At 74.7% G+C, this 26,721-nt stretch carries 31 protein-coding genes; 16 read left to right on the forward strand and 15 right to left on the reverse strand.

Translation table 11 applies throughout. From position 1 onward, the window contains the following. The coding region (locus tag ABEA81_RS36820; RefSeq protein WP_345611786.1) for a hypothetical protein at positions 1–259 on the forward strand (259 nt) is incomplete at its 5' end. 222 nt (positions 260–481) lie between these two features. On the opposite strand, the gene ABEA81_RS36825 is transcribed toward ABEA81_RS36820, so the two are convergent. The 3 genes from ABEA81_RS36825 to ABEA81_RS36835 are packed head-to-tail and all read right to left on the reverse strand — an operon-like array spanning position 482 to position 5,053. Further along, positions 482–1,105 (reverse strand): TetR/AcrR family transcriptional regulator, encoded by a 624-nt coding sequence (locus tag ABEA81_RS36825; protein WP_345611788.1) that lies wholly within the window; start codon positions 1,103–1,105, stop codon positions 482–484. Between the two features lie 4 nt (positions 1,106–1,109). Continuing rightward, the gene (locus tag ABEA81_RS36830; protein ID WP_345611790.1) at positions 1,110–3,593 is read right to left on the reverse strand and encodes a PEP/pyruvate-binding domain-containing protein; all 2,484 of its coding nucleotides are present in this window, start codon (positions 3,591–3,593) and stop codon (positions 1,110–1,112) included. Next, positions 3,590–5,053: an MFS transporter gene (locus ABEA81_RS36835; RefSeq protein ID WP_345611792.1), complete on the reverse strand. Its 1,464-nt coding sequence runs from the start codon at positions 5,051–5,053 to the stop codon at positions 3,590–3,592. The genes ABEA81_RS36830 and ABEA81_RS36835 overlap by 4 nt, the downstream gene beginning before the upstream one ends. Positions 5,054–5,174: 121 nt before the next feature. Here ABEA81_RS36835 and ABEA81_RS36840 point away from each other — a divergent pair, with 121 nt between their 5' ends. Further along, on the forward strand, positions 5,175–5,384 hold the full coding sequence (locus tag ABEA81_RS36840; protein WP_345611794.1) for an FmdB family zinc ribbon protein: 210 nt from the start codon (positions 5,175–5,177) through the stop codon (positions 5,382–5,384). Between the two features lie 18 nt (positions 5,385–5,402). Here ABEA81_RS36840 and ABEA81_RS36845 read toward each other — a convergent pair whose 3' ends face one another. Beyond that, a complete protein-coding gene (locus ABEA81_RS36845; protein ID WP_345611795.1) occupies positions 5,403–5,876 on the reverse strand; it encodes a universal stress protein in 474 nt (157 codons plus the stop codon). Positions 5,877–5,976: 100 nt separating this feature from the next. After that, complete coding sequence (glgX, locus tag ABEA81_RS36850) at positions 5,977–7,977, reverse strand: glycogen debranching protein GlgX (RefSeq protein ID WP_345611797.1); 2,001 nt, start codon at positions 7,975–7,977, stop codon at positions 5,977–5,979. A gap of 89 nt (positions 7,978–8,066) precedes the next feature. Between glgX and ABEA81_RS36855 the strand changes: the two genes are divergently transcribed. Next, a complete protein-coding gene (locus ABEA81_RS36855; protein WP_345611799.1) occupies positions 8,067–8,831 on the forward strand; it encodes an ABC transporter ATP-binding protein in 765 nt (254 codons plus the stop codon). Here ABEA81_RS36855 and ABEA81_RS36860 read toward each other — a convergent pair. Then, the gene (locus ABEA81_RS36860; protein WP_345611801.1) at positions 8,810–9,493 is read right to left on the reverse strand and encodes a winged helix-turn-helix transcriptional regulator; all 684 of its coding nucleotides are present in this window, start codon (positions 9,491–9,493) and stop codon (positions 8,810–8,812) included. The two genes, ABEA81_RS36855 and ABEA81_RS36860, sit on opposite strands and share 22 nt — an antisense overlap. A gap of 56 nt (positions 9,494–9,549) precedes the next feature. On the opposite strand from ABEA81_RS36860, the gene ABEA81_RS36865 reads away from it, so the two are divergent. Genes ABEA81_RS36865 through ABEA81_RS36875 form a run of 3 tightly spaced genes read left to right on the forward strand, consistent with a single transcriptional unit; the run spans position 9,550 to position 11,161 of the window. Further along, on the forward strand, positions 9,550–9,708 hold the full coding sequence (locus tag ABEA81_RS36865) for a hypothetical protein (RefSeq protein ID WP_345611803.1): 159 nt from the start codon (positions 9,550–9,552) through the stop codon (positions 9,706–9,708). Then, positions 9,705–10,385 carry an alpha/beta fold hydrolase gene (locus tag ABEA81_RS36870; RefSeq protein WP_345611805.1) on the forward strand — a complete coding sequence of 227 codons (681 nt, stop codon included), beginning with the start codon at positions 9,705–9,707 and terminating at the stop codon, positions 10,383–10,385. The genes ABEA81_RS36865 and ABEA81_RS36870 overlap by 4 nt, the downstream gene beginning before the upstream one ends. Further along, entirely contained in the window at positions 10,382–11,161 is a 780-nt protein-coding gene (locus ABEA81_RS36875) for an enoyl-CoA hydratase/isomerase family protein (RefSeq protein ID WP_345611807.1), read from the forward strand. Before ABEA81_RS36870 ends, ABEA81_RS36875 begins: the two co-directional genes overlap by 4 nt. Positions 11,162–11,215: 54 nt before the next feature. Here the strand turns inward: ABEA81_RS36875 and ABEA81_RS36880 are convergent, their stop codons facing one another. Then, complete coding sequence (locus ABEA81_RS36880) at positions 11,216–11,509, reverse strand: hypothetical protein (RefSeq protein ID WP_345611809.1); 294 nt, start codon at positions 11,507–11,509, stop codon at positions 11,216–11,218. Between the two features lie 363 nt (positions 11,510–11,872). Here ABEA81_RS36880 and ABEA81_RS36885 point away from each other — a divergent pair, with 363 nt between their 5' ends. From ABEA81_RS36885 to ABEA81_RS36900, 4 genes are all read left to right on the forward strand, one after another. Then, positions 11,873–12,826, forward strand: a complete 954-nt coding sequence (locus ABEA81_RS36885; RefSeq protein ID WP_345611811.1) for a class I SAM-dependent methyltransferase — start codon at positions 11,873–11,875, stop codon at positions 12,824–12,826. A 43-nt stretch (positions 12,827–12,869) separates the two neighbouring features. After that, on the forward strand, positions 12,870–14,015 hold the full coding sequence (gene macS / locus ABEA81_RS36890; RefSeq protein ID WP_345611813.1) for a MacS family sensor histidine kinase: 1,146 nt from the start codon (positions 12,870–12,872) through the stop codon (positions 14,013–14,015). A 17-nt stretch (positions 14,016–14,032) separates the two neighbouring features. Beyond that, positions 14,033–14,665, forward strand: coding sequence for a response regulator (locus ABEA81_RS36895; RefSeq protein ID WP_425570818.1), 633 nt, complete (start codon positions 14,033–14,035; stop codon positions 14,663–14,665). A gap of 116 nt (positions 14,666–14,781) precedes the next feature. Beyond that, a complete protein-coding gene (locus tag ABEA81_RS36900) occupies positions 14,782–15,405 on the forward strand; it encodes a response regulator transcription factor (protein WP_345611816.1) in 624 nt (207 codons plus the stop codon). A gap of 13 nt (positions 15,406–15,418) precedes the next feature. On the opposite strand, the gene ABEA81_RS36905 is transcribed toward ABEA81_RS36900, so the two are convergent. Then, positions 15,419–16,411, reverse strand: a complete 993-nt coding sequence (locus ABEA81_RS36905; protein ID WP_345611817.1) for a nucleoside hydrolase — start codon at positions 16,409–16,411, stop codon at positions 15,419–15,421. A gap of 5 nt (positions 16,412–16,416) precedes the next feature. Beyond that, positions 16,417–17,253 (reverse strand): ribokinase, encoded by an 837-nt coding sequence (locus tag ABEA81_RS36910; protein ID WP_345611818.1) that lies wholly within the window; start codon positions 17,251–17,253, stop codon positions 16,417–16,419. A 68-nt stretch (positions 17,254–17,321) separates the two neighbouring features. Here ABEA81_RS36910 and ABEA81_RS36915 point away from each other — a divergent pair, with 68 nt between their 5' ends. Further along, on the forward strand, positions 17,322–18,095 hold the full coding sequence (locus ABEA81_RS36915) for an acyltransferase (protein ID WP_345611820.1): 774 nt from the start codon (positions 17,322–17,324) through the stop codon (positions 18,093–18,095). Positions 18,096–18,192: 97 nt separating this feature from the next. Next, positions 18,193–18,351 (forward strand): hypothetical protein, encoded by a 159-nt coding sequence (locus ABEA81_RS36920; RefSeq protein WP_345611822.1) that lies wholly within the window; start codon positions 18,193–18,195, stop codon positions 18,349–18,351. A 5-nt stretch (positions 18,352–18,356) separates the two neighbouring features. Here the strand turns inward: ABEA81_RS36920 and ABEA81_RS36925 are convergent, their stop codons facing one another. From ABEA81_RS36925 to ABEA81_RS36940, 4 genes are read right to left on the reverse strand one after another with little or no spacing between them, the layout of a single operon-like run. Beyond that, positions 18,357–19,616 (reverse strand): glycosyltransferase family 4 protein, encoded by a 1,260-nt coding sequence (locus tag ABEA81_RS36925; RefSeq protein ID WP_345611824.1) that lies wholly within the window; start codon positions 19,614–19,616, stop codon positions 18,357–18,359. Between the two features lie 9 nt (positions 19,617–19,625). Continuing rightward, positions 19,626–21,131, reverse strand: a complete 1,506-nt coding sequence (locus ABEA81_RS36930) for a glycoside hydrolase family 57 protein (RefSeq protein ID WP_345611826.1) — start codon at positions 21,129–21,131, stop codon at positions 19,626–19,628. Between the two features lie 49 nt (positions 21,132–21,180). Next, positions 21,181–21,969, reverse strand: a complete 789-nt coding sequence (locus ABEA81_RS36935; protein ID WP_345611828.1) for a class I SAM-dependent methyltransferase — start codon at positions 21,967–21,969, stop codon at positions 21,181–21,183. Between the two features lie 12 nt (positions 21,970–21,981). Next, positions 21,982–22,317 (reverse strand): YnfA family protein, encoded by a 336-nt coding sequence (locus ABEA81_RS36940; RefSeq protein WP_345611830.1) that lies wholly within the window; start codon positions 22,315–22,317, stop codon positions 21,982–21,984. 116 nt (positions 22,318–22,433) lie between these two features. Between ABEA81_RS36940 and ABEA81_RS36945 the strand changes: the two genes are divergently transcribed. Further along, positions 22,434–23,057: a class I SAM-dependent methyltransferase gene (locus tag ABEA81_RS36945; protein WP_425570819.1), complete on the forward strand. Its 624-nt coding sequence runs from the start codon at positions 22,434–22,436 to the stop codon at positions 23,055–23,057. Positions 23,058–23,099: 42 nt separating this feature from the next. Here ABEA81_RS36945 and ABEA81_RS36950 read toward each other — a convergent pair whose 3' ends face one another. Both ABEA81_RS36950 and ABEA81_RS36955 read right to left on the reverse strand, forming a co-directional pair. Continuing rightward, positions 23,100–23,405, reverse strand: a complete 306-nt coding sequence (locus ABEA81_RS36950) for a hypothetical protein (RefSeq protein ID WP_345611833.1) — start codon at positions 23,403–23,405, stop codon at positions 23,100–23,102. A 227-nt stretch (positions 23,406–23,632) separates the two neighbouring features. Next, entirely contained in the window at positions 23,633–23,764 is a 132-nt protein-coding gene (locus ABEA81_RS36955) for a hypothetical protein (RefSeq protein WP_345611835.1), read from the reverse strand. Between the two features lie 228 nt (positions 23,765–23,992). Between ABEA81_RS36955 and ABEA81_RS36960 the strand changes: the two genes are divergently transcribed. From ABEA81_RS36960 to ABEA81_RS36970, 3 genes are all read left to right on the forward strand, one after another. Beyond that, positions 23,993–24,775 carry an electron transfer flavoprotein subunit beta/FixA family protein gene (locus tag ABEA81_RS36960; RefSeq protein WP_345611836.1) on the forward strand — a complete coding sequence of 261 codons (783 nt, stop codon included), beginning with the start codon at positions 23,993–23,995 and terminating at the stop codon, positions 24,773–24,775. Positions 24,776–24,793: 18 nt separating this feature from the next. Then, entirely contained in the window at positions 24,794–25,753 is a 960-nt protein-coding gene (locus tag ABEA81_RS36965; protein ID WP_345611838.1) for an electron transfer flavoprotein subunit alpha/FixB family protein, read from the forward strand. A 256-nt stretch (positions 25,754–26,009) separates the two neighbouring features. Next, positions 26,010–26,609, forward strand: coding sequence for a hypothetical protein (locus ABEA81_RS36970; protein WP_345611839.1), 600 nt, complete (start codon positions 26,010–26,012; stop codon positions 26,607–26,609). Positions 26,610–26,721 lie beyond the last annotated feature (112 nt).

Here is a 26,721-nt window from a genome sequence, read left to right on the forward strand (position 1 = left end):
CCACGCGGTGATCCACGATCACGGCTACCGGATCCGGCGGCTGGCCGGGCGCTGGGAGTTCCTGCGCCCGGACGGCTCACCGGTCCCGGCGGTGGCGGCGCCGCTGACCGGCAACGCCGAAAGCCTGGTCGAGATGCACACCCGGGCTCGGCTGCGGATCGATCACCGCACGCTGACCCCGGACTGGGACGGCGACCGCCTGGATCCCGAACCCATCCTCGACGTGCTGCTACCCCGCCGGATCAAGACCGCAGCCTGAACGCCCGGGGGCGCGTTCCGCGGAACGCGCCGGACGATCGAGGAGGCCCGGGAAAGGGACGGGACCACAGAATTCGGTGTGGTCCCAACCCAGCCACCCGCCCAGCGCACGTACGAGGTGCACCGGGGCGGCCGCGCCGGAACACCCGCCCGGTGTCGATCTCATCGGCGGCGAGGTGACCGGGCACGCCCACGAGAGGAAGATCGCGATCGGCGCTCGTCGTCAGGCCCTGTTCGACGGCTGGAGGAGCGGGATCATCACCTCGTCCGCGATCTCGTCGATGACCTGGTCCGGGATCGGGACCCCTCGGGTGATGAAGTGGTACCGCAGCAGGGCGTGCCCGGTCTCCAGCCTGCGTTCCGTCACGGCGGACGGGTCGACCTCGCCGCGGGCGACCGCGCGGCGCACGATCTCCCGCATCGACGCCTGGCTGTTGCCGCGCGCGTAGGAGCGCACCTGCCGCGCCTTGTCCTGGTCGCCGAGCGCGTCGCTCAGCACCCCACCCAGCGCCTGGCCCGCCGGTCCGGCCAGCTGCCCGGCGACCGCGCGCATCATGGCGACGAGGTCCCCGCGCAGGCTGCCGGTGTCCGGCGGTGAGGCGGAGTCGGGGAAGACGTGGTACACCGCGTCCATCACCAGCTCGACCTTGCTGGGCCAGCGCCGGTACAGCGACGCCTTGCTCGCACCGGCGCGCTCGGCCACCCGCTCCACCGAGAGCCGCGCGTAGCCCACCTCGGAGAGCTCGGCGAGCGTGGCCTCGAGGATCGCGGTCTCCAGGGCGGCCCCGCGCCTGCGGGGCCGCTTGCGGTGGTCGAGGTCCGCTTCCGCGGTGATCGGAGAGGTCACGGCACTAGTTTCCCGTGACCCGGCCGGTGTCGCCGTCGACCGTCACGACCTGGCCGTCGACGAGGAGGCTCGTGCCGGTGGCCGAGCCCATCACGGCCGGGATCCCGTACTCCCGCGCGACGATCGCGGCGTGCGACCCGCTGCCGCCGGTGTCCACGACGACGGCGGCCGCCCGCTGGAAGAGCGGCGTCCACGACGGGTTCGTGTACGGGCAGACGAGCACGTCGCCGCTGCGCAGCCGCCCGAACTCGGCTGCCTCGCGGATCACGCGGACCGGACCGGTGGCCCGCCCGCCGCTCGCCGGGGTGCCGGTGACCAGGGCGTCGCCCGCGGGCGTCCGGCCGGGGAAGAGGACCGAGGGCGCGATGAGCGGTACGCCCGCCAGCTCGGCGCGGCGCGCCGACCGGGCCCGCACCGCGTCCCGCACCCGCTCCGCGTCGGCCGGGGGGAGCGTGGCGGGCTCGCCGAGGCCCTCCAGCTCCTCGAGGCGCAGGTGCAGCACGTCGTCCGCATCCCGCAGCACGCCCGCAGCGGCCAGCCGGCGGCCCATCTCCAGCACGGCGTGGCGCAGCACCGGGAGCACGCGCGTGCCGTGGAAGTGGGTGTCCTCGCGGAAGGCGATCCCGGCGCGGGTCTCGGCGAGCAGCCTTCGCACGCGCCGTTCGGAGCGGGTCACGCGCACCAGCGGGTGCGCCAGCAGCCGGCGTTCGGCCTCCTCGGCACGGTCGGCCGCCGGTGCCGGTGGAGCGTCGTCCACCAGGACCTTCACCATGGCGAGCACGGAGGCGGGAGCGTCACCCCACGTCGGCGTGGACATCAGCAGCGGGCTCGCCGTCTCGCGGTGGCCGTACTCGGCGAGGAACGCCGCGAACGCCGCCCGGAAGCCGGCGAACGCCGGGTCTTGCCCGATCCGCTCCGCGAGGGCCTCCGGTTCGAGCCCGAACACGGCACGCAGCGCCCCGTCGGCGCGCACGCGCTCGGCGAGCCGCAGCAGCTCCCGGTTGGCGTCCTCGGTGCGGGTGCGCGTGCCGAGCGTCAGCCCGGAGAGGTCGCGCCGGCGCAGCAGAGCCTGCAGCACGCGCAACCGCACCAGGTCGAGCGCGACCCGGGGCAGGTAGTCCACCCGCAGGTCCGTGACGGCGTCCACGACGTCGAACGTGCGCTGGGGCAGCCTGCGCAGCTCGTCCCAGCCGAGCGCGCGCACGTCGACGGCGGCGAGCTCGCGGGCCTCCCGATCGAAGCGGACGAACCGGGGGTCGCGCGTCCAGCCCGCCGGGCGGTAGCGCCGGACCCGCGGCAGGTTGCGGGCCGGCGCGCTGAGCACCTTCCGGGTGGGCCGCGGCCGCGGTGGGACGTACCGGTCGACGACGCCGTCGGACTCGGGGAGCACGTCGGCGAAGTCGAGCTCCACGCCGGGGATCTCCGCGAGCATCCGGTGGACCATGCGCCCGATGCCCCGCTGGATCCAGCCGCTCGTGTCCATGGGGTACGGCCGCACCGGCAGGTACTCGACGATCTGCGGGCCGGTGACGCGCTGGATCCGGGACAGGCGGATCGGCGGTGGCGGCAGCGCGGTCATCGGGCGGGCCTGCACGAGCCACAGCCGTCCGGCCGCCCACGCCCACTCGATGTCCTGCGGCCGCCCGAAGTGCTCGGCCACCCGCCGGCCCAGCGTGGCGAGCTCGGCGAGCACCGCATCGGGCAGCTCCTCGCGCGCCTCGTCGCCGCGGTGCTCGACACCGCCGCCCTCGACGCCACGCACCACGACCTCGCGCAGGCCAGGGCGCCGCTCCCGCACGTGCCCCCGCGCGTCGATGACGTAGTGGTCGGGCGTGACCAGCCCGGACACCACGGCCTCCCCGAGCCCGCTGCTCGCGTCGACGACCACCTCGCCGCGGTCGCCGCTCACCGGGTTGGCCGTGAACAGCACGCCCGCGAATGCGGCGGGCACCATCCGCTGCACCACGACCGCGATCCGCACGTCTGCGGGGTCGACGTCGCGGCGTGCCCGGTAGGCGATCGCCCGCTCGGTCCACAGCGACCCCCAGCAGCGGCGGACCGCGTCGATCAGCGCGTCCGGGCCGACGACGTTGAGGTAGGTGTCCTGCTGGCCGGCGAACGCGGCGCCGGGCAGGTCCTCCGCGGTCGCGCTCGACCGGACGGCCACCGGCCCGTTGCCGAGCAGCGCGTAGGCGTCGAGGATCGCCGTGCGCAGCTCGTCGGGGACGTCGACGGCGGCGAAGGCGGCCCGCAGCGCGGCGCCCTCGTCCTCCGCCGCGGTGGTGAGGGCCGGGCCCAGGTCGGCGTGCGCCACGACCGCCGCATAGGCGTCGGTGGTGATCACGGCGCCGTCCGGTACCGGGAACCCGGCGCGGACCAGCTCGCCGAGGTTGGCACCCTTGCCGCCCGCCGCCGCGACGTCGGCGCGGCCGACAGCGGAGAGCGGGAGCACGAACCCCGTGTCGGGACGGGTGGGCGCGTAGGTCATCGAGCGCTCCTTTCCGAGGTGTTGCCGGTGGTGTCGGCGACGTGCGCGGTGTCGCGCAGCGGCCGGGAGGGCAGTGCGACGGCCAGCACGAAGGCCAGCCCGAGCAGCGGGGCGACGAACCCGAACACCGGCGGGACGGCCGCGCCGAAGGCGTCGCGCACCGCGTCCGGCAGGTGGGCGAGCCGTTCCGGGTCGAAGGTGGTGGCGAGGCGCGGGTCGGTGCCCGGGGGGAGCGCCGCCGCGAACCGCGACGTGATCAGGGCGCCGACCGCGGCGACGCCGGTGCTCGCGCCGATCTGGCGCAGGAACGTCACGGCGGAGGTGGCCGCGCCGAGGTCGCGGTGCTCGGCCCCGTTCTGCGCGACCAGCACCATCACCTGCATGACCATCCCGACGCCCAGCCCGACCAGCAGCAGCGCGGCGAGCACCAGCGGTAGCGGCGTCGCGCGCCCGACGGTGCCCAGCAGGGCGAGGCCGAGCGCGGCGGTGGCCGTCCCGGCGACGGGGAACGCCTTGTAGCGGCCGGTGTGCGTGATGACCCGGCCGGACACGGTGGTGGTGACGAGGACGCCCGCCATCAGCGCGGTGACCACGAGACCGGCCTGCGTGGCCGAGGCGCCGCCGGCCACCTGGAGGTACGCCGGCAGGTAGCTGATCGCGCCGAACAGGGCGAAGCCGATCAGCGCGCTCACGGCGGTCGGGATCGCGATCGATCGCGTGCGGAACAGGCGCAGCGGCAACACCGGGTCGGCGGCCCTGCGCGCGGTGACGAGCCAGCCCACCGCGGCCGGCACGGTGGCCGCGGCGAGGAACGGCGTGAGGCCGCCCGTGCCGCTGCTGAGCAGGACCACCCCCGTCACCGTGAGCGAGAGCAGCAGGGCGCCGAGCACGTCGAACGGCGGGCGCTCGGGCGGCGCGGGCAGGCGCAGCGTGCGGGCGACGACGACCAGTGCCACCAGGCCGAGCGGCGGGTAGAGCGCGAAGAGCCAGCGCCATGTGAGGTGGTCGACGGCGAGCCCGCCCAGCAACGGGCCCCCCACCGCCGCGACGACGTACACCGCGCCGAGCCGGCCGAGGTAGCGCCCGCGCTCCCGCGGGCTCACCACCTCGCCGAGCACGGCCTGGGCCCCGATCATGAGCCCGCCGCCGCCCGCGCCCTGCACGATCCGCCAGGCCACCAGCTCGGGCATCGAGGTCGCCGTGGCGCAGAGGAAGGCGCCGAGCACGAAGACGACGATCGCGGCGAGCAGCACGGGCTTGCGGCCGTAGCGGTCGCCGAGCTTGCCGTGCAGCGGCATCGAGACGGTGGCGGCCGCCAGGTACGCCGTGATCACGGCGGGCATGAGGTCGAACCGGCCGAGGTTCGCGGCCACGGCGGGCAGGGCGGGCGCCACCGCGGTCTGGTCGAGGGCGCCGAGCAGCATCACGAGCATGAGGCCCGGCAGCACACGGCGCGCCATCTCGACTCCCTCTAGAGAACGGATCGTTCTCTAGGAGAAGATACTGTCCATGTTTAAGAAACGCAACGTTCACTTGCGCGACACCCTGGGACGCGGTCCGTCCGGGACGTAAGCTCTCCCCGTGCCCCGCTACGACTTCCGCTGCCGCGAGTGCGGCTCGACCTTCGAGGTCAGCCGCCCCATGGCCGATGCCTCCGAGCCGGCGCGCTGCCCGGACGGGCATGGCGACACGGTGAAGCTGCTCAGCACGGTCGCCGTCGGTGGGCGCGGCTCTGCTCCCGCTCCCGGGCCCGCCGCTGGCGGGTGCTGCGGGGGCGGCTGCTGCGGCTGACGCGGCCAGGAGTGTGCTTCAGCGCACTCCGTGGTGAGCCGGGACGACCAGCACCGGGCGGCACTGGCGCTGGATCATCGCGTGCGAGATCGACGGGTCCATGAGGCGCCCCAGCGCGCGGCGCAGGCCCTCCCCGCGGGATCCGACGACGATCAGGAGCGCGTCGTGCTCCTCGGCCGCGGTGCACAGCACGCGCGCCGGGTCCCCGTGGAGCGCCTCGTAGCTCCAGTCCACGGGCGAGCAGGCGAGCAGGCCCTCGACGTGAGCCTGCTCGGCGGCCACCGCCTCCGCGCCCCGTTGCTCCCAGTCCGGGGCGTCCGTGTTGACCGGGTAGTCGTTCAGGTCGACCACGTGCACCACGTGCAGCCGTGCGCCGAGCCGGCGCCCCAGGTCGACCGCGGCGAGGAGGGCGCGGTCGCTGGAGGGGTCGCGGCCGTGGCCGACCAGCAGCGTCGGCCCGGCCGTCCCATCGGCGTCGAAGGGGTTGCTCACGGCGTCCTCCCGGGTGGTGCCGCCCAGTGTCCTGGTCGGACCGCCACATGACCATCCCGAGCGCTGCCTGCCGGACGACCGGGGCCACCGGCAACCGGCGTCAGGGCACGCGGAGCAGCAGCAGCGAGCGCGGCGGCAGGGTGATGGTGGCGCCACCGAGGAGCGGGCGCGAGGTGGTCGGGACGCCGTCCGCGCGGGTGCTGTCCAGCTCCGGCGCGTAGGGGCCGCCCGCGGGGAGCGTGGCGGCCACCGCCTCCGTCCCCGCGTGCAGGAGCAGCAGCCACTCGCCGCGCAGGAGCCCGAGGGTGTGCAGCTGGGTGTCGTGCCAGTCGGACCCGCCGAGCCTGCGTCCGGACGGATGCCACCAGAGCACCTCGCCGTCGCGGTAGAACCGGTCGCGGTGCAGCGCGGGGGAACTCCGCCTGATCTCCGCGACCCGAGCGGTGAACGCCGCGAGCGCACCGCCGGCCATCGACCAGTCCACCCAGGACGTCTCGTCGTCCAGGCAGTACGCGTTGTTGTTGCCGCGCTGCGTGCGCCAGAGCTCGTCGCCGCCCAGCAGCATGGGGGTACCGGTGGACAGCAGCAGCGTGCCCAGCATCGCCCGCGCCGTGGCGAGCCTGCGGGCGGCGCGCACGGGGGAGGTGGTCTCGCCCTCCTCGCCGAAGTTCTGCGAGCGGTTGTCGTCGGTGCCGTCGCGGTTGTCCTCGCCGTTGCGCTCGTTGTGCTTGCGCCCGTAGGAGACCAGGTCGCGCAGGGTGAAGCCGTCGTGCGCCGTGACGAAGTTGATCGACGCCCAGGGCCGCCTCCCGGAGATCCGGTACAGGTCGGAGCTCCCGCTGAGCCGGGACGCGACCTCGCCGATGCTCCCGTGACCACGCCAGAAGTCTCGAACGGCGTCGCGGTAGCGCCCGTTCCACTCCGACCAGGCCACGCCGAACCCGCCCACCTGGTAGCCCTCGCCGGTGGCGTCCCACGGCTCGGCGATGAGCTTGACGCCCGTCAGCACCGGGTCGACGGCGATCGCCGTGAGCAGCGGCGCGTGGGGGTCGAAGGGGCCGGAGCGGGGCCTGCCGAGCACGCTGGCGAGGTCGATCCGGAAGCCGTCGACGCCCATCACCGTGACCCAGTACCGCATCGCGTCGCAGACCAGCCGGATGACGGTGGGCGAGCCGGCGTCGAGGGTGTTGCCGGTGCCGGTGATGTCGGCGTCCTGGCCGTCGCTGCGCAGCGCGTAGTAGGCGGGTGCGTCCAGGCCGCGGTAGCACAGGGTGGTGCCGCCGACCCCGCCCTCGGCGGTGTGGTTCGGGACGAGGTCGAGGATCACCTCGATGCCCGCGGCGTGCAGCGCCGCCACCATCGTCCGGAACTCCTCGATCTCGGCGCCCGCCCGGCTCGCGTAGCCGGCGTGCGGGGCGAGGAAGCCCAGGGTGGCGTAGCCCCAGTAGTTCGCGCGTCCGCGCTCCAGCAGCGGCGGCTCGTCCGCGATCGCCGTCACCGGCATCAGCTCGACGGCCGTGACGCCGAGCCGGCACAGGTGCTCGATCACGGCGGGGTGGGCGAGGCCCAGGTACGTGCCGCGGTGCTCCGGCGGCACGTCCGGGTGCAGCTTGGTGTAGCCGCGCACGTGGAGCTCGGCGATCACCGTCTCCGACCACGGCACGTCGGGGCGCGGGCCCGGCGCCGCCTCGTCGGGTGCGGTGACGACCGACAGCGGCACACGGCCCAGCGAGTCGACCGCGCTGGGCGGGCCCGTCATCGGGTCGTCCACCCAGCCACGGGCGGCCCGCAGGTCGGTGACGTGGCCGGTGATCCGGCGGGCGTACGGGTCGACGAGGATCTTGGCGGGGTTGGCCCGGACACCGTCCCACGGCCGGTACGGACCGTGCACGCGATACCCGTACCGCTGCCCCGGCCCCACCCCTTCGACGTAGCCGTGCCACACCCCGAACGTGCGCTCCGTGAGCGCCACCCGCTTCTCGGACGGCGCGCCCTCGAGGCCGTCGACGAGGCACACCTCGACCGCATCCGCGCTGGTCGAGGCCACGGCGAAGCGCACGCCGCCCTCGTCGGCATGGGCACCCAATGGGAAGACCGGCACGATCGGCGAGGATATGCCCCGTGGCTGCGCCCGGATCAAGCTCTGACTCCCTGCCCGCCGCGGGCGATCTCGCCGACACGGTCGTCCGGATGTCCGGGGTCACCGTCCGCCGCGGGGCGAACACCCTGTTGCGCGACGTCGACTGGACCGTGGAGCTCGACGAACGCTGGGTGGTCCTCGGCCCGAACGGCGCCGGGAAGACCACGCTGCTGCGCATCGCCGCGGCCGAGCTGCACCCGACGGCCGGCACGGTGCACGTGCTCGGCGAGCAGCTCGGGCGCGTCAACGTGTTCGAGCTGCGCACCCGGATCGGCCTGACGTCCGCCGCGCTGGGGCTGCGCGTGCCGAACGACGAGACGGTGCGCGACGTCGTCGTCAGCGCCGGGTGGGGCGTGCTCGGCCGCTGGCGGGAACGCTACGACGCCACCGACACCGGCCGCGCCGACGAGCTGCTCGCCGCGATGGGCATGCGGGGGTTCGCCGCCCGCGAGTACGGCACGCTGTCGGAGGGGGAGCGCAAGCGCACCCTGATCGCGCGCGCCCTCATGACCGACCCGGAACTGATCCTCTTCGACGAGCCGGCCGCGGGCCTGGACCTGGGTGGGCGCGAGGACCTCGTCGGGCGCCTCGCCGCGCTCGCCGCCGACCCGGACGCCCCCGCGTCGGTGCTGGTCACCCACCACGTCGAGGAGATCCCGCGGGGGTACAGCCACGCCCTGCTGCTGCGCGAGGGCGCGGTGGTGGCCGCCGGACTCCTGGACGACGTGCTGACCGACGAGAACCTGAGCGCCACCTTCGGCCTCCCGCTGTCGGTCCAGAAGCGGAGGGGCCGCTACTCGGCCTGGCTGCGGTAGCCGGCTGACCTTGCCGACACCGGGGCCGGGCGGGGGAAGCGGCACACGAAGCGGCTCGCCTTCGCCTCGTCGCCCCGCACCTCCGCGTCGCCCGCCGCGATCGCCGTGGCGAGGTCCCGGCCGCCGAACGCCATCGACCGCAGGCCCGCCGCGGTGGTGCGGATCTCCGCGTCCGGGTGTTCGGCCTCCCCGCGCACGATCTCGAGCCGCCCCTCGGTGACCTCGGCGGCGAACCGGTCGTCGCCCAGCACCAGCGTGACCCGGACGTCCTCGGCCCCGTCCGGCTCGAACGTGGTGAGCAGCGCGAGGGCCAGCGCGTCCGCGGACAGGTCGGCGCGCGACGTCGTGGGGATCCGGCTGCCCCACCGGGCGAGCTCGATCACCACCGGGCGCAGCGCCTCCCCGCGCTCGGTCAGCTCGTAGACCTGCCCGCTCACCGGTGGCCCGAGCCGCCGCCGCTCGACGAGCCCGGCCGCCGCGCCATCGCGCAGCCGCTGCGACAGCACGTTCTGGCTGATCCCGGGCAGGCCCCGGACCAGGTCGGAGAAGCGCTTCGGCCCGAACAGCAACTCGCGGACGACGAGCAGCGTCCACCGCTCGCCCACCACGTCCAGCGCGCGGGCCACCCCGCACGGGTCGTCGTATTGCCGGGCTCCAGGCATGGACGAACTGTAGCAACCACTTGTGCTATCGGAGCAGCCACTCCTAAGTTAGGACCATGATGGTGACGACGGTCCCGCGGGGACACCCGGAGGTGCTGCTCCTGCGCGGTCGGGCCGAGGCCACCGAGGTCGACGGGGTCGTGCCCGAGTACGCGCTCGCGCACATCCGCTACGGCGGCACCGCCGGCGACTTCGCGCGACGGGGGCAGGGATGACCACGTTCGTGCTGGTCCCGGGCGCGGGCGGGCAGGCGTGGTACTGGCACCGGCTCGTTCCCGAGCTGGCGGCAAGGGGCCACGAGGCGATCGCGGTCGACCTCCCCGCCGCCGACGACCGCGCCGGGTTCGCGGAGTACGCCGACGTCGTGGTCGCGGCGATCGCCGACCGCAGCGCCGGCCTCGTCCTCGTCGGCCAGTCGCTGGGCGGGTTCACGGTGCCGCTGGTGGCCCGGCGCGTGCCGGTCGACGGGATCGTGCTGCTCAACGCGATGGTGCCGAAGCCGGGCGAGTCCGCGGGCGAGTGGTGGGAGGCCACCGGCCAGGCGGCGGCGCGCGCCGCGTACGCCGAGCGCGAGGGCCGCAGCGCGGAGGGTTTCGACCCGCTGGTCGACTTCTTCCACGACGTGCCGCAGGACGTCGCGGAGGTGGGGCTCGCCGGAGACGTGCCCCAGTCCGGCGCGCCCTTCGAGGAGCCGTGGCCGCTCCCGGCGTGGCCGGACGTGCCCACCCGGTTCCTGCAGGGCCGCGAGGACCGGTTCTTCCCCCTGGAGTTCCAGCGCCGGGTGGTGGCCGAGCGGCTGCCCGGCGTGGCGGTCGAGGAGCTGCCGGGCGGGCACCTGCTCGCACTCAGCCGGCCGGTCGAGCTCGCCACGGCACTAATGTCAGTGACGTGACCGAATTCGTGAGGCTCGACGTCGAGGGCGGTGTCGGCACGATCCGGCTGGACCGGCCGCCCATGAACGCCTTCAACCGGCAGGTGCAGGAGGAGCTCAAGGCCTGCGCGGAGGAGGCCACCCGGCGCGCGGACGTGCGCGCAGTGGTCGTCCACGGGGGCGAGAAGGTGTTCGCCGCAGGCGCCGACATCAAGGAGATGGCCGGGCTGGACTACGCGGACATGGCGCCCGTCGCCCGGCGGCTCTCGGCCTGCTTCGGGGCGCTGTCCGAGGTGCCCAAGCCCACGGTCGCGGCGATCACCGGCTACGCGCTCGGGGGCGGCATGGAGGTGGCGCTGGGCTGCGACCGGCGCGTCTGCGGCGAGAACGCCAAGCTCGGGCAGCCGGAGATCCTGCTCGGCATCATCCCCGGCGGTGGTGGCACGCAGCGGATGTCGCGCCTCATCGGCCCCTCGCGGGCCAAGGACCTGATCTACACGGGCCGGATGGTCGACGCGCGGGAGGCGCTGGAGATCGGGCTGGTGGACGAGGTCGTCCCGGCCGACGAGGTGTACGCCGCCGCGCGGCGGTGGGCCGAGCAGTTCGTGAACGGGCCGGCGGTGGCGCTCGCCGCGGCGAAGAAGGCGATCGACGGCGGGCTCGACACCGACCTGCGCACCGGCCTCGACCTGGAGGCGGAGCTCTTCGCCGCGCTGTTCGCCACCGACGACCGGCGGATCGGTATGGAGTCGTTCGTGGCCAACGGGCCGGGGAAGGCGGAGTTCACCGGCCGCTGAGGACGTCGCCGGTCAAGGCCAGAAGGCCCGGGCGCACGTGGTCCGGCCGGGGTGCTAGCCCGACGCGGGGAAGGTGACCGTCGGCAGCACGTCGACGATGCGGACCACGGCCCAGACGAGCAGCAGCAGGCATGCGGCGCCTGCCGCGGCGAACAGCGCCCGGGTCAGGGGCCGGGCCCGTGCCCAGAGCGTGCCCACGAGCGCGACCGGGACGACGAGCGCGCCGACGGCGAGCAGCAGCACGAGCAGGGTGACCAGGCCGCCGCCGGTGGCCGCGCTGCCCGCGACGAGGGCCGCGGAGAGCGCGATCGTGACCGCCACGACCACGCCGTGGCCCGGGGTCGGCACCAGCGGCTGATGGCCCCCGCCCCAGGCTCCGCGCGGAACGGCCCCGCGCGGGTGGGTGGGACCCGGGGCAAGGGGTGGTCGGTGCGGTTCGCTCATCACCACCGAGCTTAGCCCGGGCGGGTCGCGTGCCCGCGTGGCGAGAAGTCGGCGCAGCGTGTCCATCCCTCCACCCCGATGCCGCTCGCCGTCCCCCGAGATCAGCGACGTCGTCGTGCGCAGTGCCGGGACGTGGGGGCACCGATCGAGCACCTCGTGTCCGCGTGGACCTGCGTATACGACAACGAGTCGCCCTACCCCCGGTCGAAGTGGGCGTTGCGCGTTCTCGACCGACGCGGCCCCGCGTGCGGGATAGGGTGCCCACCCATGAGCACGCCCGATCCGGCCCCGAACCCGCACGCCACCGCCGAGCAGGTGGCGGTGGCGCGGCACGACCGGAAGCTCGCCAACGTGCTCTACCACGACTGGGAGGCCGGCACCTACGACGAGAAGTGGTCGATCTCCTACGACGAGCGCTGCATCACCTACGCCGCCGACCGCTTCCGGTCCGTCGCAGGCGAGTGGGACCGGCCGTACGAGCGGGCGCTGGAGCTGGGCAGCGGCACCGGCTTCTTCCTGCTCAACCTCATGCAGGCGGGGGTCGCGGCGCGCGGATCGGTCACCGACCTGTCGCCGGGCATGGTGCAGGCGGCCCTGCGCAACGCGGAGCACCTCGGCCTCGACGTGGACGGCCGGGTCGCCGACGCCGAGCGCATCCCGTACGACGACGCGACGTTCGACCTGGTCGTCGGGCACGCCGTGCTGCACCACATCCCGGACGTGGAGCTCGCCCTGCGCGAGGTGCTGCGCGTTCTGAAGCCGGGCGGGCGGTTCGTGTTCGCCGGGGAGCCGACGCGGATCGGCGACCGGTACGCCCGACGGCTCGGCTCGCTGACCTGGAAGGCCGTCACGACGATCACGAAGCTCCCCCCGCTGCAGGGGTGGCGGCGGCCGCAGGAGGAGCTCGACGAGTCCTCCCGGGCGGCGGCGCTGGAGGCGGTGGTGGACATCCACGTGTTCGACCCCGCCGAGCTGGAGGACACCGCGCGCCGGGCGGGAGCCCGGGACGTGCGGGTGGTCACCGAGGAGCTCACGGCGGCGATGCTCGGCTGGCCGGTCCGCACGTTCGAGGCCGCGGTCCCGCCGGGGAAGCTCGGGTGGGGTTGGGCGATGTTCGCCTACCGGTCCTGGCAGCGGCTCTCCTGGCTGGACGCGAACGTGCTCGCACGCGTGGTGCCGCGGGGCTGGTTCTACAACGCGCTCGTCACCGGCACTCGGTAGTCCTGCGGATGGCCCCGGCGAGCTGTCCCGGCATGCTGGCGCCGTGACCTTCCCCGGCGCCGACATCGAGCAGCCGCTCGAGCCGCTGTGGCGCGGGATGCTCGTCTACCGGGCCCTGACGCTGGCCAGCGCGGTGGCGGGCGTGCTCTTGTCCCTCGACGAGTACGCCTCCCGGGCCGGGGCGCTCGTGGTCGTCGTCGCGATGGGCGCGTGGACGGCCGGCTCCGGCTACGCCTACCTGCGGCGGCCCGCGGGCCGGGACCGCCGCGGCCTGCTGGCCGCCGCCGACGTCGTCGTGACGTTCGCGGTCATGGCCACCACGCCGCTCGTCCAGACACCGGCGCAGCTCGCGGCGGACGCGCCGGTGATGGGCTCGATCTGGACGTCCGGCCCGGTGCTGGCCTGCGGGATCGCGTTCGGGATCCCGGGCGGGGTCGCCGCCGCGGCCGCCGTCTCCGCCGCGCTGGTCGGTTTCCAGGCGCGGCTCGCGACCGAGCTGCCGGACATCCAGCTGCTCGCGCTCGCGGGGCTGACCATCGGATTCGCATCGATGGTGCTGCGCCGCTCCGCCGAGCGCGTGCGCCGCGCCGTCGCCTCCGAGGCGGCCGTGGCCGAACGGGAGCGGCTGGCCCGCGCCGTGCACGACGGGGTGCTGCAGGTCCTCGGCTACGTGCGGCGCCGCGGCAGGGAGCTCGGTGGCGCGGCGGGCGAGCTCGGCGCGCTGGCCGGGGAGCAGGAGGTCGCGCTGCGCACGCTGCTCACCTCCGGGTCGGCGCCCGTCGACGAGCGCGGCTACCGCGACCTCTCCGCCGCGCTGCGCGTGCTCGCGTCGTCGCGGGTCACGGTGTCGACGCCGGCGCACCCGGTCGAGCTGCCGGCGCACACCGTCGACGAGCTGGTGGCCGTGGTGGGCGCCGCGCTCGCCAACGTCGCGCTGCACGTCGGCCCGGATGCGCCGGTCTGGGTGCTGCTCGAGGACGTGGAGGCAGGCGTGGAGATCAGCGTCCGGGACGAGGGGTCGGGCATCCCCGAGGGCAGGCTCGCGGCGGCCGAGGCGGAGGGGCGGCTCGGGGTGGCCCGGTCGATGCGCGGCCGGGTGCACGACCTCGGTGGCACGATCACCTGCGACACGGGGCCGGGCCGGGGCACCGAGTGGGTCATCCAGGTGGCGCGGGAGGACGGGACGTGACGGACGGGATCACCGTGATGGTGGTGGACGACCACCCGATCTGGCGCGAGGGGGTGGCCCGCGACCTCACCGAACGCGGCCTCGACGTGGTGGCCACCGCGCCGGACGCGGACGCCGCCGTCCGGATCGCCCGTGCCGTGCGGCCGCGCGTCGTGCTGATGGACCTCAACCTCGGCGAGACCACGGGTCTGCAGGCCATCGAGGGGATCCTCACCGCGCTGCCCGAGACCCGCATCCTCGTGCTCTCGGCGAGCGGCGAGCACGCCGACGTCCTGGAGGCCGTGAAGGCGGGCGCGGCGGGCTACCTCGTGAAGTCCGCGAGCGCCGAGGAGCTGCTCGCCGCTGTGCGGCGCACGGCGGACGGCTTCCCGGTGTTCACCCCGGGCCTCGCGGGCCTGGTGCTGGGGGAGTACCGCAGGCTCGCGGGCAGCGACCGGTCCGGCCCTGCGGTCCCCGCGCTGACCGAGCGGGAGACCGACGTGTTGCGCCTGGTGGCGAAGGGTCTCACGGCCCGGCAGATCGGCGAACGGCTCGGCGTCTCGCACCGCACCGTCGAGACGCACGTGCAGAGCACGCTGCGCAAACTCCAGCTCCACAACCGCGTTCAGCTCGCCCGGTACGCGATCGAGCAGGGCATCGTCGAGGAGTGAGCACGGGCGGTGACCGCCTGCGCCGTACGGGTGATCACCTCCGAACCGGCTCCGCGGACCCTCCCTCTTTGGGAGGATCCGGACATGATCCTGCGGCGGTGGGCGGCGTCGGCCGGATGAACGCTCAGGCTTCCGCCGTGCTCGTCACCACCACGCGCGCCGTGCCGCACGTCGCGACGGCGCTGGCGTGCGGGGGTGTGGTCGTGGCCGGCAGCACCGACCCGGCGGGCGCGCTCCCGCTCGTGGAGGAACACCACCCGCACGTCGTCGTCGTCGAGCTCGACGGGGGTCCGGCGGCTCTCGACACGGTCGCCGAGCTCGCCGTCGCGGTGCCGCAGGTGCCGCTGCTCACGATCACCGCGGTGGCCGACCACGCCGTCGCGCTGGCCGCCGTGCGCGCGGGGGCCACCAGCCACCTCGCGGGCCCGGTGGCGCCCACCGAGCTGGCGGGCGCGGTCCGGCGCACCGCCGCCGGCGAGGTGGTGTTCAGCCCTGGCCTCGCCGACGTGCTGCTCGAGGAGTTCGGCCGTCCGGCCGCCGAGCGCGAGCGCCAGCTCACCGAGCGGGAGTCCGACGTCGTGCGGCTCGTCGTCGAGGGGCTCACCGCCCGCCAGATCGCCTCCCGCCTCGTGCTCTCCCCGCGCACCGTCGAGAACCACGTGCAGCACGTGCTGCGCAAGCTGCACCTGCACAGCCGGGCCGCGCTGGTGCGCTACGCGATCGAGCAGGGCCTCGCCTGACGAAGGTGCGGCCTCAGCCCAGGCGGCGCAGCCGCTCCAGGATCTCCGCCAGCACCTTGTCGGTGTCGGCGTCGAGGGCCACCTGCACGGGCGGGCCAGAGCCCTCGGGCATCCCCACGGTCGCGCCGCGGGCCGGGCCGAGGTCGCAGGCCACCGCGATCGGCTTCGCGGTCGTGCGCAGCGTCCCGGGGAGCACGGCCTCCAGCACGGCCACCGCGTCGTGCACGGCCACGGCGTCGATGCCGTAGCGCTCCCGGAACGCCGCCCGGTAGTGCGTGATCACCGCGGCCAGCGCGGCGCAGCGGGGGCCTGCGGCGGCGAGTGCGTCGATCCACTCCGGCCCGGCGGGGCAGCGCAGCGTCAGGTCCAGCGGCACCATCGTCACCGGCACGTCGGCCTGGGTGAGCACCCGGTGCGCCGCCTCGGGGTCGCAGTGGGCGTTGAACTCGGCCACCCCGCCACCGCGTGTCTGGTGGGTCGACGCCTCAGCGGAGCGAGGCGGCGGCCCACCAGTGAAACCATCGGTGTTGCCGGCGCCCAGCGACCCGCCCATCCAGACGATCCGCCCGATCCGGCCGGCCAGCTCCGGGTGCACCGCGAGCAGGAGCGCGATGTTCGTCAGCGGCCCGATCGGCACGAGGGTCACGGGCCGGTCCGACGCCCGCAGTACGTCCGCGAGCAGCTCGACCGCGGTGCGTCCGTCCGGGGCGGCGGGCGCCGGCAGCGCGGCCGCCCGCCCGCCGAGCCCGTCGGTGCCGTGCCACTCCGCCGCGAGCCCGCGCTGCGGGTGCACCAGCGGCCGGGCCGCGCCCGCTGCCAGCGGGACGTCGGCCCGCTCGCAGAGCGCGAGGAGGCGGCCGGCGTTCGACGTGGTGGCGTCCAGCGCGACGTTGCCGAAGACGGTGGTGACCGCCTTCACCTCCACCTCGGGCGACGCGATGGCCAGCATGATCGCCACCGCGTCGTCGACGCCCGGGTCCGTGTCGATCACGATCGGCGTGGTCACCCCGTTCACAGCACGGCCTCCAGCTCGGCGGCGGTCGGCAGCGACGGCTGCGCGCCCGCCTTCGTGACGGCCAGCGCCCCGGCGGCGCAGGCCCGGCGCAGCGCCTCGCCGTCGGACGCGCCGTCGAGGAGTGCGACGGCGAGCGCGGCGGTGAACGTGTCGCCCGCCGCGGTGCCGTCCACCACGGTGACGGGCGGCGGCTCCGCGCGGGCCACCTCGCGCCCGCCGCGGCGCAGCACCGCGCCCTTGCCGCCGTAGGTCACGGCGACGGCGCCCGCGGCGTCGAGCCCGTCGATCGCGGCGTACTCGGCCGAGTTGACCACCACGAGGTCGACGCGGCGGACCAGCTCGGGGTCCAGGGGGCGCGCGGGCGCGGCGTTGAGCACGACCATGCCCGTGGCCAGCCGCGCGGTGTCGCGGACGGCGGCGTCGGGGACCTCCAGGACGGTGAGCACGGCGTCGGCGTCGCGGACGTCGTCCGGTGTGACGGACAGGGTGGCGTTGGCACCGGCGATCACGACGATCGTGGTCTCGCCGGCGTCGTCCACGGTGATCAGCGCGTGGCCGGTGGGCTCGTCCGGCTCGCGCCGCAGGCGGTCGAGCCGCACCCCGTCGGCGGAGAGCAGGGCGAGCGCCTCGTCGGCGGCCGCGTCGGCGCCCACCGCGCCCACCATCGTGACGTCTGCGCCGAGCCGGCGCGCGGCCAGCGCCTGGTTCGCGCCCTTCCCACCGGGCACCCGCCGCAACCCGCTCGCGGCGAGCGTCTCGCCCGGCTCGGGCAGGCGCGGCACCCGGGCCACGAGGTCGAGGTTGACGCTGCCGATCACGGCGATCCGGGACACACAGCAGACGTTCGCCGATCACCGCCGCCCGTGCAAGCCGCCCGGCCCCACGTCATAGGGTCGCGCCCATGACGAGCATGTGGGGCGCGCCGGTGCGCCACAGGTGGGGTCGCGCGGGTCGGCGCGACCCGCGGCAGGCCCGCTTCCTCACGCTCGCCTCGTTGCGCTGGGTCCTGCGCCACCGCGCCTACACACCCTGGTACCTCGTGCGCTACTGGAGGCTGCTGCGGTTCCGGCTCGCCAACCCGCACGTGGTGCTGCGCGGCATGGTCTTCCTCGGCAGGCGGGTGGAGCTGCACGCGCGTCCCGGCTACGGGCGGCTGGAGATCGGCCGGTGGGTCCACATCGGCGACGGCAACGCGATCCGCTGCCACGAGGGATCGCTGCGCATCGGCGACAAGGTCGTGCTCGGCCGGGAGAACACGATCAACTGCTACCTGGACGTCGAGATCGGCGCCGCCACGATCGTCGCCGACTGGGTGTACGTCACCGACTTCGACCACCGCACCGAGGACGTGCACGTCCCGATCAAGGACCAGGGCATCGTCAAGACGCCGGTGCGGATCGGGCCCGACTGCTGGCTCGGCGTCAAGTCGACCGTGCTGCGCGGGTCCCGCATCGGCCGGGGCTGCGTCCTCGGCGCGCACGCCGTCGTGCGCGGTGACGTGCCGGAGTACTCGATCGCGGTGGGCGCGCCCGCCCGCGTGGTGCGGGACCGGAAGGCCGACTACGAGGCCGCGGCGCAGCGGCGGGCCGCCCTCGCCGACGTCGCCCGCAAGACCGCCGCCGCGGTGCAGGAGCGGCTCGCGCAGTCGGGCTCGCCAGGTCACTCCGCGGTGTGAGCCTCGGCATGCCGAGATCCTTCCGGGAACGAAGCGGGAGTCCACTCCGTTGGTCACGGTGGAATCACAACCCGTTCCGAGAGGATGCGTTCCGACCATGAAGGACGCCACCGTCCGCCGGCTGCAGGAGCTCGAGGAGGAGTACACCTTCGCGGTGAATGCGGCGGTCGGCGAGAACCGCGACGATCTCGTGGAGCAGCTCGCCAGCGAGTACCCCGACGCAGCACTCGAGGTGCTGCGCAGCAGCGCGGCCTGAGTGAGCTAGCCCCGCCCGAAGACGTTCCCCGTCGGGATCTTCGGGCGGCCCGGCTCGGCCGCGCTGCCGCGGGTGGCGCTCGCGTACACCGACGCGGTGCCGGCGGCGATGCGCCCCCACTCGAACGCGCTCCCCAGACGCTTCCGCGCGGCGCGGGCCCTCCGGGCAGCCGCCCCGGGATCGTCGAGCACGGCACCCGCGGCACCGGCAAGGCCGGCCACGTCCCCGGGCGCGAACGACAGGCCCGTCTCCCCGTCCACCACCACCTCTCCGAGACCGCCCGCCGTCGAGGCCACCAGTGGCGCACCCGCCGCGGCGGCCTCCAGCGCCACGATCCCGAACGGCTCGTAGCGGCTCGGCAGCACCACCGCGTCCACGGCGCGGAGCAGGGCCGAGAGGTCGGCGTCGGGCAGGTGGCCGGTGAAGGTCACGCTGCGCCGCACCCGGTGCCTCGCGGCCGCGGCCACGAGCTCGTCGTACGCGGTGCCGGTGCCGGTGACCACCACGCGCGTTCCCGGGTGGGCGCGGCGGATCCGGGGTAGCGCCGCGATCAGGTCCTGCACGCCCTTCTCGTACTCCAGGCGCCCGAAGTACATCAGCACGGGCGCGCCGCCCGGCGCGTACCGGTCGCGCACTGCTCGCACCCTGGCCGCGTTCGCGCGCCAGCGGCGCGGCGCGATGCCGTTGTGCAGCACCACGATCGGATCGGCGTCCACCTCGAACAGCTCGGCCACCTCGGCGCGCATGGCAGCGGAGCAGGTGATCAGCGTGTCGGCGCGGTGCGCGAGCCACCACTCGGCCGAGTGCACCTGGCGGGAGAGCGGCGACGAGAGCCAGCCGGCGTGGCGGCCGGCCTCGGTGGCGTGGACCGTCGCGACGAGCGGGACCTCGAGCACGTCGGCCAGCGCGATCGCCGGGTGCGCGACCAGCCAGTCGTGGGCGTGCACCACGTCCGGGCGCCATGACGGGAGCAGCCGGGTCAGCGCGGCGCGCAGCATCCCGTGGCCCATCGCGAGCGTCCACGCCACCAGGTCGCGCTCGAACTCCAGGTGCAGCGGGTCCTCGGCCACGCGCAGCACGCGCACGCCGTCCAACTGCTCGTCGGTGGTCGGGTGCGTCGAGGCGTCGCTGCCGGCGGGCTGGCGGGAGAGCACGACGACCTCGTGCCCGGCCGCGGCCAGCTCCGTGGCGAGGGCGTGCACGTGCCGGCCGAGCCCACCGACGATGACCGGCGGGTACTCCCAGGAGACCATCAGCACGCGCACGGGTGGAACCTACCGGTGGGTAGCCGAATGGCTCCGGGTGAGGCCGCGGGCGTCGAGATGGCCGAAGACGGCGTCGTCGCCGCCCCAGCCCGCGACGCGGCGTTCGGCCGCCCGCCAACGGCCTGCGCCCAGCAGGCCTGCGAGCTCCTCGACGCGCGCGGCGTGCCCCGCCGCCCGCTCGCGCGCGTAGCCCGCCGCCGAGTCCTTGCTGACCATGAACGCCCAGTCGCTCGACAGCGCGAGCAGGGCCTCGGTGGCCAGCGCGTCGCGGACCGGGTCGCGCGCGAGCCCCGGGACCGCGGCGGCGAGCAGCGCCTTCTGCACCCGCTCCTGCAGCGTCACCAGGTCGGCGACCTGCGGTCCCGCCCAGACCCGCCAGTCCTTGCCCGACCCCCACGACGACGCCGGCAGCGCCACCGGCGCGCCGACCAGACCGCCGTCCGCGGCGCCGCGCAGCGTCGTGACCCGGACGCCGGCCTCGGGCAGTGCGCGCAGCACCGTCTCCAGCCATGCCGGGCCCTCGTGCCACCAGTGCCCGAACAGCTCGGTGTCGAACGCCGCGACGGTCAGCGCAGGCCGGCCGAGGCGCTCGCGCAGCGCGACGAGCCGCTCGCGGACCACGCGCACGAAGTCGGCGGCGTCGCGCGCCACGGCCGCGACGGCGCGCGCCGGGTCGTAGGGCCGTTTCGCCTCCGGGGCCACCCGCCGCCCCGTCACCCGCGCCGGCTTGAGGCCCGACGGGTGGTCGTAGGTGTGGAAGTCGCGGTAGTCGCGCCCGCCGGGGTAGCCCGACCGTGGCGACCAGACCCGGTAGGTCACCTCGAGGTCGCGGCCGAACGCCAGCACGTCCGATGCGGCGACGGGCCGGGCGAGCGCGGTGTCCCCGCGCAGCGCCGGGCCGTCCACGAGGAAGCGCCGCACCCCCGCCGCCGCGTACCCCCGCTCCATGCCGGGGGCGTACCCGCACTCCGGCGCCCAGATCCCGGCCGGCCGGGACCCGAGCCGCACCGCCGCGTCGGTCAGCCCGCTCTCCAACGCGAACGCGCGGACGTCGGGCTGCAGCAGCGGGCCGAACGGGTGCGTCGCCGGGCCGCCGAGCAGCTCGAGCGCGTCGGCGCCCGCCAGCGCGCGCAGCAGCGGGGAGGCGCCGTGGCGCCAGTCGCGCTCGAACACCTCCAGCGCGCCGGTCGCCGCCCGGTGCTCCCGGGCGGCGAGCTCGGGCAGGCGGGCCGCGGCACCGTGGGCACGCAGCAGCCAGCCGCCGAGCCAGCCGTGCACCCCGCGCAGGCAGTGCGGGTCGTCGAGCTGGGCGGCCAGCACCGGCGTGACGCCGAGCGTGAGCAGCTCCCGCCTGCCCTCGGTCGCCAGCCTGCGCACGACGTCGAGCAGCGGCAGGTACGCGTGCGCCCACGACTGGTAGAGCCACTCCTCGCCGACGGGCCAGCGCCCGTGGTGCGCGAGCCACGGCAGGTGGCTGTGCAGCACCAGGCAGAACGTCCCGACGGGCTCGGTCACGCGAGGAACGCTACGGGCCAGGCGTCGCCGGACGTCAGCAAAGCCACTTTCATGACGTCCGGTGTCGGGAAAGTGGCTTTGCTGACATCGAGGGCCGGATCGCGAACGCCACCAGGTCCACGCTCGCGTCGGCCTCCGCGTCCTGCAGCACGAAGTCCGCGGCCGTCACGGACCCGACATCCGCCTTCAGCTCCACGGGCCACGCCCCGCCGCCGAGCGCCACGGCCACCTGGGCGTCGACGAGCGAGCCCCCGTGGCGGGCGTCGAGCTCGCGCAGCCGCGGTCCGTGGTGCAGGCCGTGGACCTCGACGCCGGCGAAGCCCGCGTCCCGTACGAGCCCGGCGAGCTCCGCGGCGGACAGCTCCCGGGTGTGGAACGGGTTGAGCGGGGTGTCGCGACCAGGGGAGAACGTGAGGCGGTTCGGCGTGGACAGCATCAGGGCGCCGCCCGGGCGCAGCACGCGGAGGCACTCGCGCAGGAACCGCCCCTGCTCCCACAGGTGTTCGATCACCTGGAGCGACACCACCGCGTCGCAGCACTCGTCGCCCACCGGGAGCGCGACGAGGTTCGCCCGCGCGACGGCCGTGCGGGGGTAGCGGCGGGCGACGTGCGCGGCGGTCAGCGGATCGAGGTCCAGCGCCAGTACCCCGGCGGCGACCTCGGCGAGCATCCCGGCGCCGTACCCCTCGCCGCAGCCCGCCTCCAGCACCAGCGCGTCCGCGCACCGGTCCCGCAGCGCGACGTACACGGCCTCGTGCCGGCGGAACCAGTAGTTCTCCTGCGGGATGCCCGGCACCGTGCGCTCGCCGGTGAGTGGGAGGGTCGGGTCGGGGGTCACGGGTGCACCGCCTCAGGCCGGCCGCGGGGCGTACATGATCACGGCGACGCCGACGAGGCAGATCGCCGCACCGGCGATGTCGTAGCGGTCCGGCCGGAACCCGTCGAGCACGACGCCCCAGAGCAGCGAGCCGGCCACGAAGACGCCCCCGTACGCGGCGAGGATCCGGCCGAAGTGCGCGTCCGGCTGCAGGGTCGCGACGAACCCGTAGGCGCCGAGAGCCAGCACCCCGGCGCCGGCCCAGAGCAGGCCGCGCTGCTCGCGCACGCCCTGCCAGACCAGCCAGGCCCCGCCGATCTCGGCGAGCGCGGCGAGGACGAACAGGGCGACGGAGCGGGCAACGGTCACGGCGCACACCCTAGTTGCCGGAACGGCAAGGTTCGTTGCCAGAGTGCGCCGCCTGCGGGCACCGTGTGGTCATGAATCGGGACACCACGACGACGGGCGCGACGACGGACGCCACGATGAGCGCAGAGGAGTTCTGGGAGGAGCGCTACGGGGACGAGGAGCGCGTCTGGAGCGGCCGGCCGAACCCGCTCCTCGTGCGCGAGGTCGCACCGCTGTCGCCGGGCTCCGCGCTCGACCTCGGGTGCGGGGAGGGCGGGGACGCGATCTGGCTGGCCGCCCGGGGCTGGCGGGTCACCGCCGTCGACGTCTCCGCCACGGCCCTGCGCCGCGGCGCGGACCACGCGCGGGAGGCCGGGGTCGCGGAAGCGATCCGGTGGGAGCGCCACGACCTGTCCCGGTCGTTCCCGGAGGGTGCGTTCGACCTCGTGTCGGCGCAGTTCCTCCACTCGCCGGTGGCCGCCGAGGGGGAGCGGGAGGCGATCCTCCGCCGGGCCGCGGCCGCGGTGGCCCCGGGCGGCGTCCTGCTCGTCGCCGGGCACGCCGGGTGGCCGTCGTGGCAGGAGGTCCCGCCCTTCGAGCACCACTTCCCGACCACGGGCGAGGTGCTCGGCGCGCTGGAGCTCGAGCCGCGGCGGTGGGTCGTCGAGCTCGAAGAGGTGGTCGAGCGCGAACTCCCCGACCCGGACGGCCGCCCCGGCCACCGGACAGACAACGTCCTGCGCGTCCGCCGCCTGGCGTAGGGCCCCGCTGCAGGTCCTCCGCTCGGGCACATCCCGGGCGGCTCAGCCGACCGGGGGAGGGCGGGGGGCGCCGCGGACGGACAGCACGCCGCCGACGTCGTGCATGAGCCATGCGAGGAGGACGCCGTCCTCGAGCGTGAGCGGCACCCGGGGGCCCTGCCAGCTCAGCAGCGCGGTGGGCCGGTCGCGCAACGCGTCCCGCAGCATGGCGGCGAGCTCGGGGGTGGCGCGCACGACGACGCCCTCGTAGCTGATCTCCTCACCGACGGGGACCCCGTCCGTGGCGTCGGCGCCGGTGCGCAGGACGTAACCGCAACCCTGCCGGTCGTCGTAACCGGTGACGATCATCGGCGCCGCGCAGGGCCGGTGCGGCGGGGCCGCAGGGGTGGGTGGTCGACCACGTCCACCACACTGCCACCGCCCACGGGCGGGCGGCGGTCTCGCCCGGGTCGGGCCGTTAGGGACATGCGCGGCTCCGCGGGTCGGGTGGCCGGACAGTACTCGCGTACGGGTCCGGGCGTGCGCCCTGCGGGGCAGGTTCGCCCGTCGGCGTTCCGGTCCGCCGCCGGACGGAGTCAGCGGCGGCGCAGGCGTGCGAGGAAGCTGCGGGCGCGCTCGCGGTTGCGCGGGTCGGAGGCCATGCGCCTGCCCTGGTCGGTGAGCCGCCTGCCCTGCGGGCTGGCGAGGAATGCGCGGATTCGGTCCATTAGCGGCATATGTCATGGTTACCCGCTGTCACGCCTGTGTACACGGGGCGGGTGAGGAGTCTCACCTGCGGGACGTTTGCCGCGCCGCTACCCGCTGGTAACAATTGCCCGAACCGGGCGTCCCGTAGCGCCGAACCCACTCGGTGATGGCATTGTCGGCGCGGGACGCCGAGCGTCCGACAGGCCCATCGCGGCACGTCCGCACCGGCAGGAGGTCGAAGAGGTCCGATGAACATCGTCGTGCTGGTCAAGCAGGTGCCCGATACGTACTCGGAGCGGAAACTCCGGTCCGACGGCACCTTGGACCGCGACGCCACCGACGCGGTGCTGGACGAGATCAACGAGCGGGCCGTCGAGGCGGCCCTGCAGCTCAAGGAGGCCCACGACGGGTCCGAGGTCACCGTGTTGACCATGGGTCCGGACCGGGCGACGGACGCGATCCGCAAGGCGCTGTCGATGGGTGCGGACAAGGCCGTGCACCTGTCGGACGAGGCCCTCGGGGGCTCGGACGCGGTGCAGACGGCGCGGGCGCTGGCGAAGGCCATCGGCACCGTCGAGGGCGTCGACCTGGTGGTGGCGGGCAACGAGGCCTCGGACGGGCGGTCCGCCGCGGTGCCGGCGATGGTGGCCGACGTGCTGGGCCTGCCCGCGCTGACCCACGCCCGTGAGGTCACGGTCGAGGGCTCGACGGTCACGGTGCGGCGGGAGACCGACGACGGGGTCACCACCCTGCGCGCCGAACTGCCTGCTGTGGTGAGCGTGAACGAGAAGATCAACGAGCCGCGGTACCCGTCGTTCAAGGGGATCATGGCGGCGAAGAAGAAGCCGGTGGCCACGTTGGGCCTCGCCGACGCGGGCATCGACGCCTCCGAGGTGGGCCTCGCGAACGCCCTGTCGAGCGTGACGTCGTCGCAGCCCAAGCCGCCGAAGAGCGCGGGCGAGAAGGTCGAGGACGAGGGCGACGGTGGCCAGAAGATCGCCGCGTTCCTGGTCGGCCAGAAGCTCATCTGAGAGAGGGAGACGGACGTCATGGCTGAGGTGCTGGTCCTCGTCGACCACCTCGACGGTGAGATCAAGAAGAGTACGTTCGAGCTGCTGACCGCGGCGCGCGCGCTGGGTGAGCCGTCGGCGGTGGTGGTCGGCCCTGCGGGCACGGCCGGCAAGCTGGCCGACGGGCTGAAGGAGTACGGCGCGGGGAAGATCTACGTCGCCGAGACCGACTCCGACGAGTTCCTCTCGCCCGAGGTGGCGGTGCTGTCCTCGCTGGTCGAGTCGAAGGACCCGGCGGCGGTGCTGATCGCGGTGTCGGCGGACGGCAAGGAGATCGCCGGCCGGGTGGCGGTGCGCACGGGTTCGTGCCTGCTCGGCGACGTCGTCGCCGTTTCCGCTGTGGACGGCGGGGTGGGCGCGACGCACTCGGTGTTCGGCGGCGCGTACACCGCGGAGGCGAAGGCGAACGGTGCGCACCCGGTGATCACGCTGCGGCCCGGTTCGGTGGAGGCGGAGCCGGCCCCGGGCGCGGGCGCGGAGGAGTCGGTGGAGGTCCCGGCGAGCCCGGGCCGGTCGGCCACGGTGGCGAGCCGGGAGCCGATCACCGGTGGCGACCGGCCGGAGCTGACCGAGGCTTCGATGGTGGTCTCCGGTGGCCGCGGCGTGGGGTCGGCGGAGGACTTCTCGGTGGTCGAGGCGCTGGCCGACTCCCTCGGTGCGGCCGTCGGCGCCTCCCGCGCTGCCGTGGACTCGGGCTACTACCCGCACCAGTTCCAGGTCGGGCAGACCGGCAAGACGGTGTCGCCGCAGCTGTACATCGCGCTCGGCATCTCCGGCGCGATCCAGCACCGGGCCGGGATGCAGACCTCGAAGACGATCATCGCGGTGAACAAGGACCCGGAGGCCCCGATCTTCGAGATCGCCGACTTCGGCGTGGTGGGCGACCTGTTCAAGGTCGCTCCCCAGCTGACGGAGGAGATCGCCAAGCGCAAGGGCTGAGCAGAGCGGTACCGACGTGCCCCGGGCGGTGATCCGCCCGGGGCACTCGTGTGTCCGGACCGGTTCGGCGCCGCTGACCGCGGCGATATCGAGGCCGATGGCAAGAAATGGGCGGGCAACGGCGAGTATTCGACGTTTCCGTATCCCGTGAGCTGCCGTGCGAGTTGAGGTGATCGACATGATGTCGTTCCGGTCGACTTGGATGAGAGGCCATTGTGTACGCATTGAGAGCCTGTGCACACGGAGCGGAGTCGAGGTGACTTCATTCGTGAGGATGACGATTGCCGGGCTGGCTGCGCTTGCGCTCGCGTCGACCCTGTCGATCGCGCTCGGCGCAGCGGCACCCGTTCACGCGGCCGAGCTCCGGGCACCGCAGGGGATCGCGGATGATCCGCCGGGAGGCGAGACGCCCGCGCCGTCGCTGCCCGATGACGGCGCCACGAGGACCGCTCCCCGGGGATCGGATGCGGATGAGCCGTCGACGACCGCCGGCAGTTGTCACGACATCAGCAACGGTGGGCACGAGTGCACCCGCATCTGGTGGCCGGGTGGATCGCCCGATCCCGGCGAGAGCAGCACCGACAGTGGAACCCTCACCCTGAGGGACTCCGGTGGGTGGACGATTTTCGCGGCATGCGACTTCAACGGCGACGGGGTTTCGATCGGAATTCAGATCGATCCGACCGACGGAACGTCGAACTACTACACCAGGCGCCCTGCGACCGAGTCGTGCTCGGGCGAAGTCGAATCCAGGACGATCAACAGGTTCCGGTTCGTCGCGGTTGACCGGACGGGAACCCCGGTGGGAACCCCCACCGACTGGGAGACGCCGCCGTGGGGGGCCGGGCCGCCCTGACCCGGCGCCCGAGCGGTCGGGTGGCGCCGCGCCCGGCCGGTCTCCATCGATCGGCTGTTCACCGGCTTGCCATCCGGCCGTTCATGCATGCGGGAACGGGTGTTGCCTACGG

Source organism: Pseudonocardia adelaidensis, from assembly GCF_039543345.1.
In the GTDB taxonomy this organism is placed as follows: domain Bacteria; phylum Actinomycetota; class Actinomycetes; order Mycobacteriales; family Pseudonocardiaceae; genus Pseudonocardia; species Pseudonocardia adelaidensis.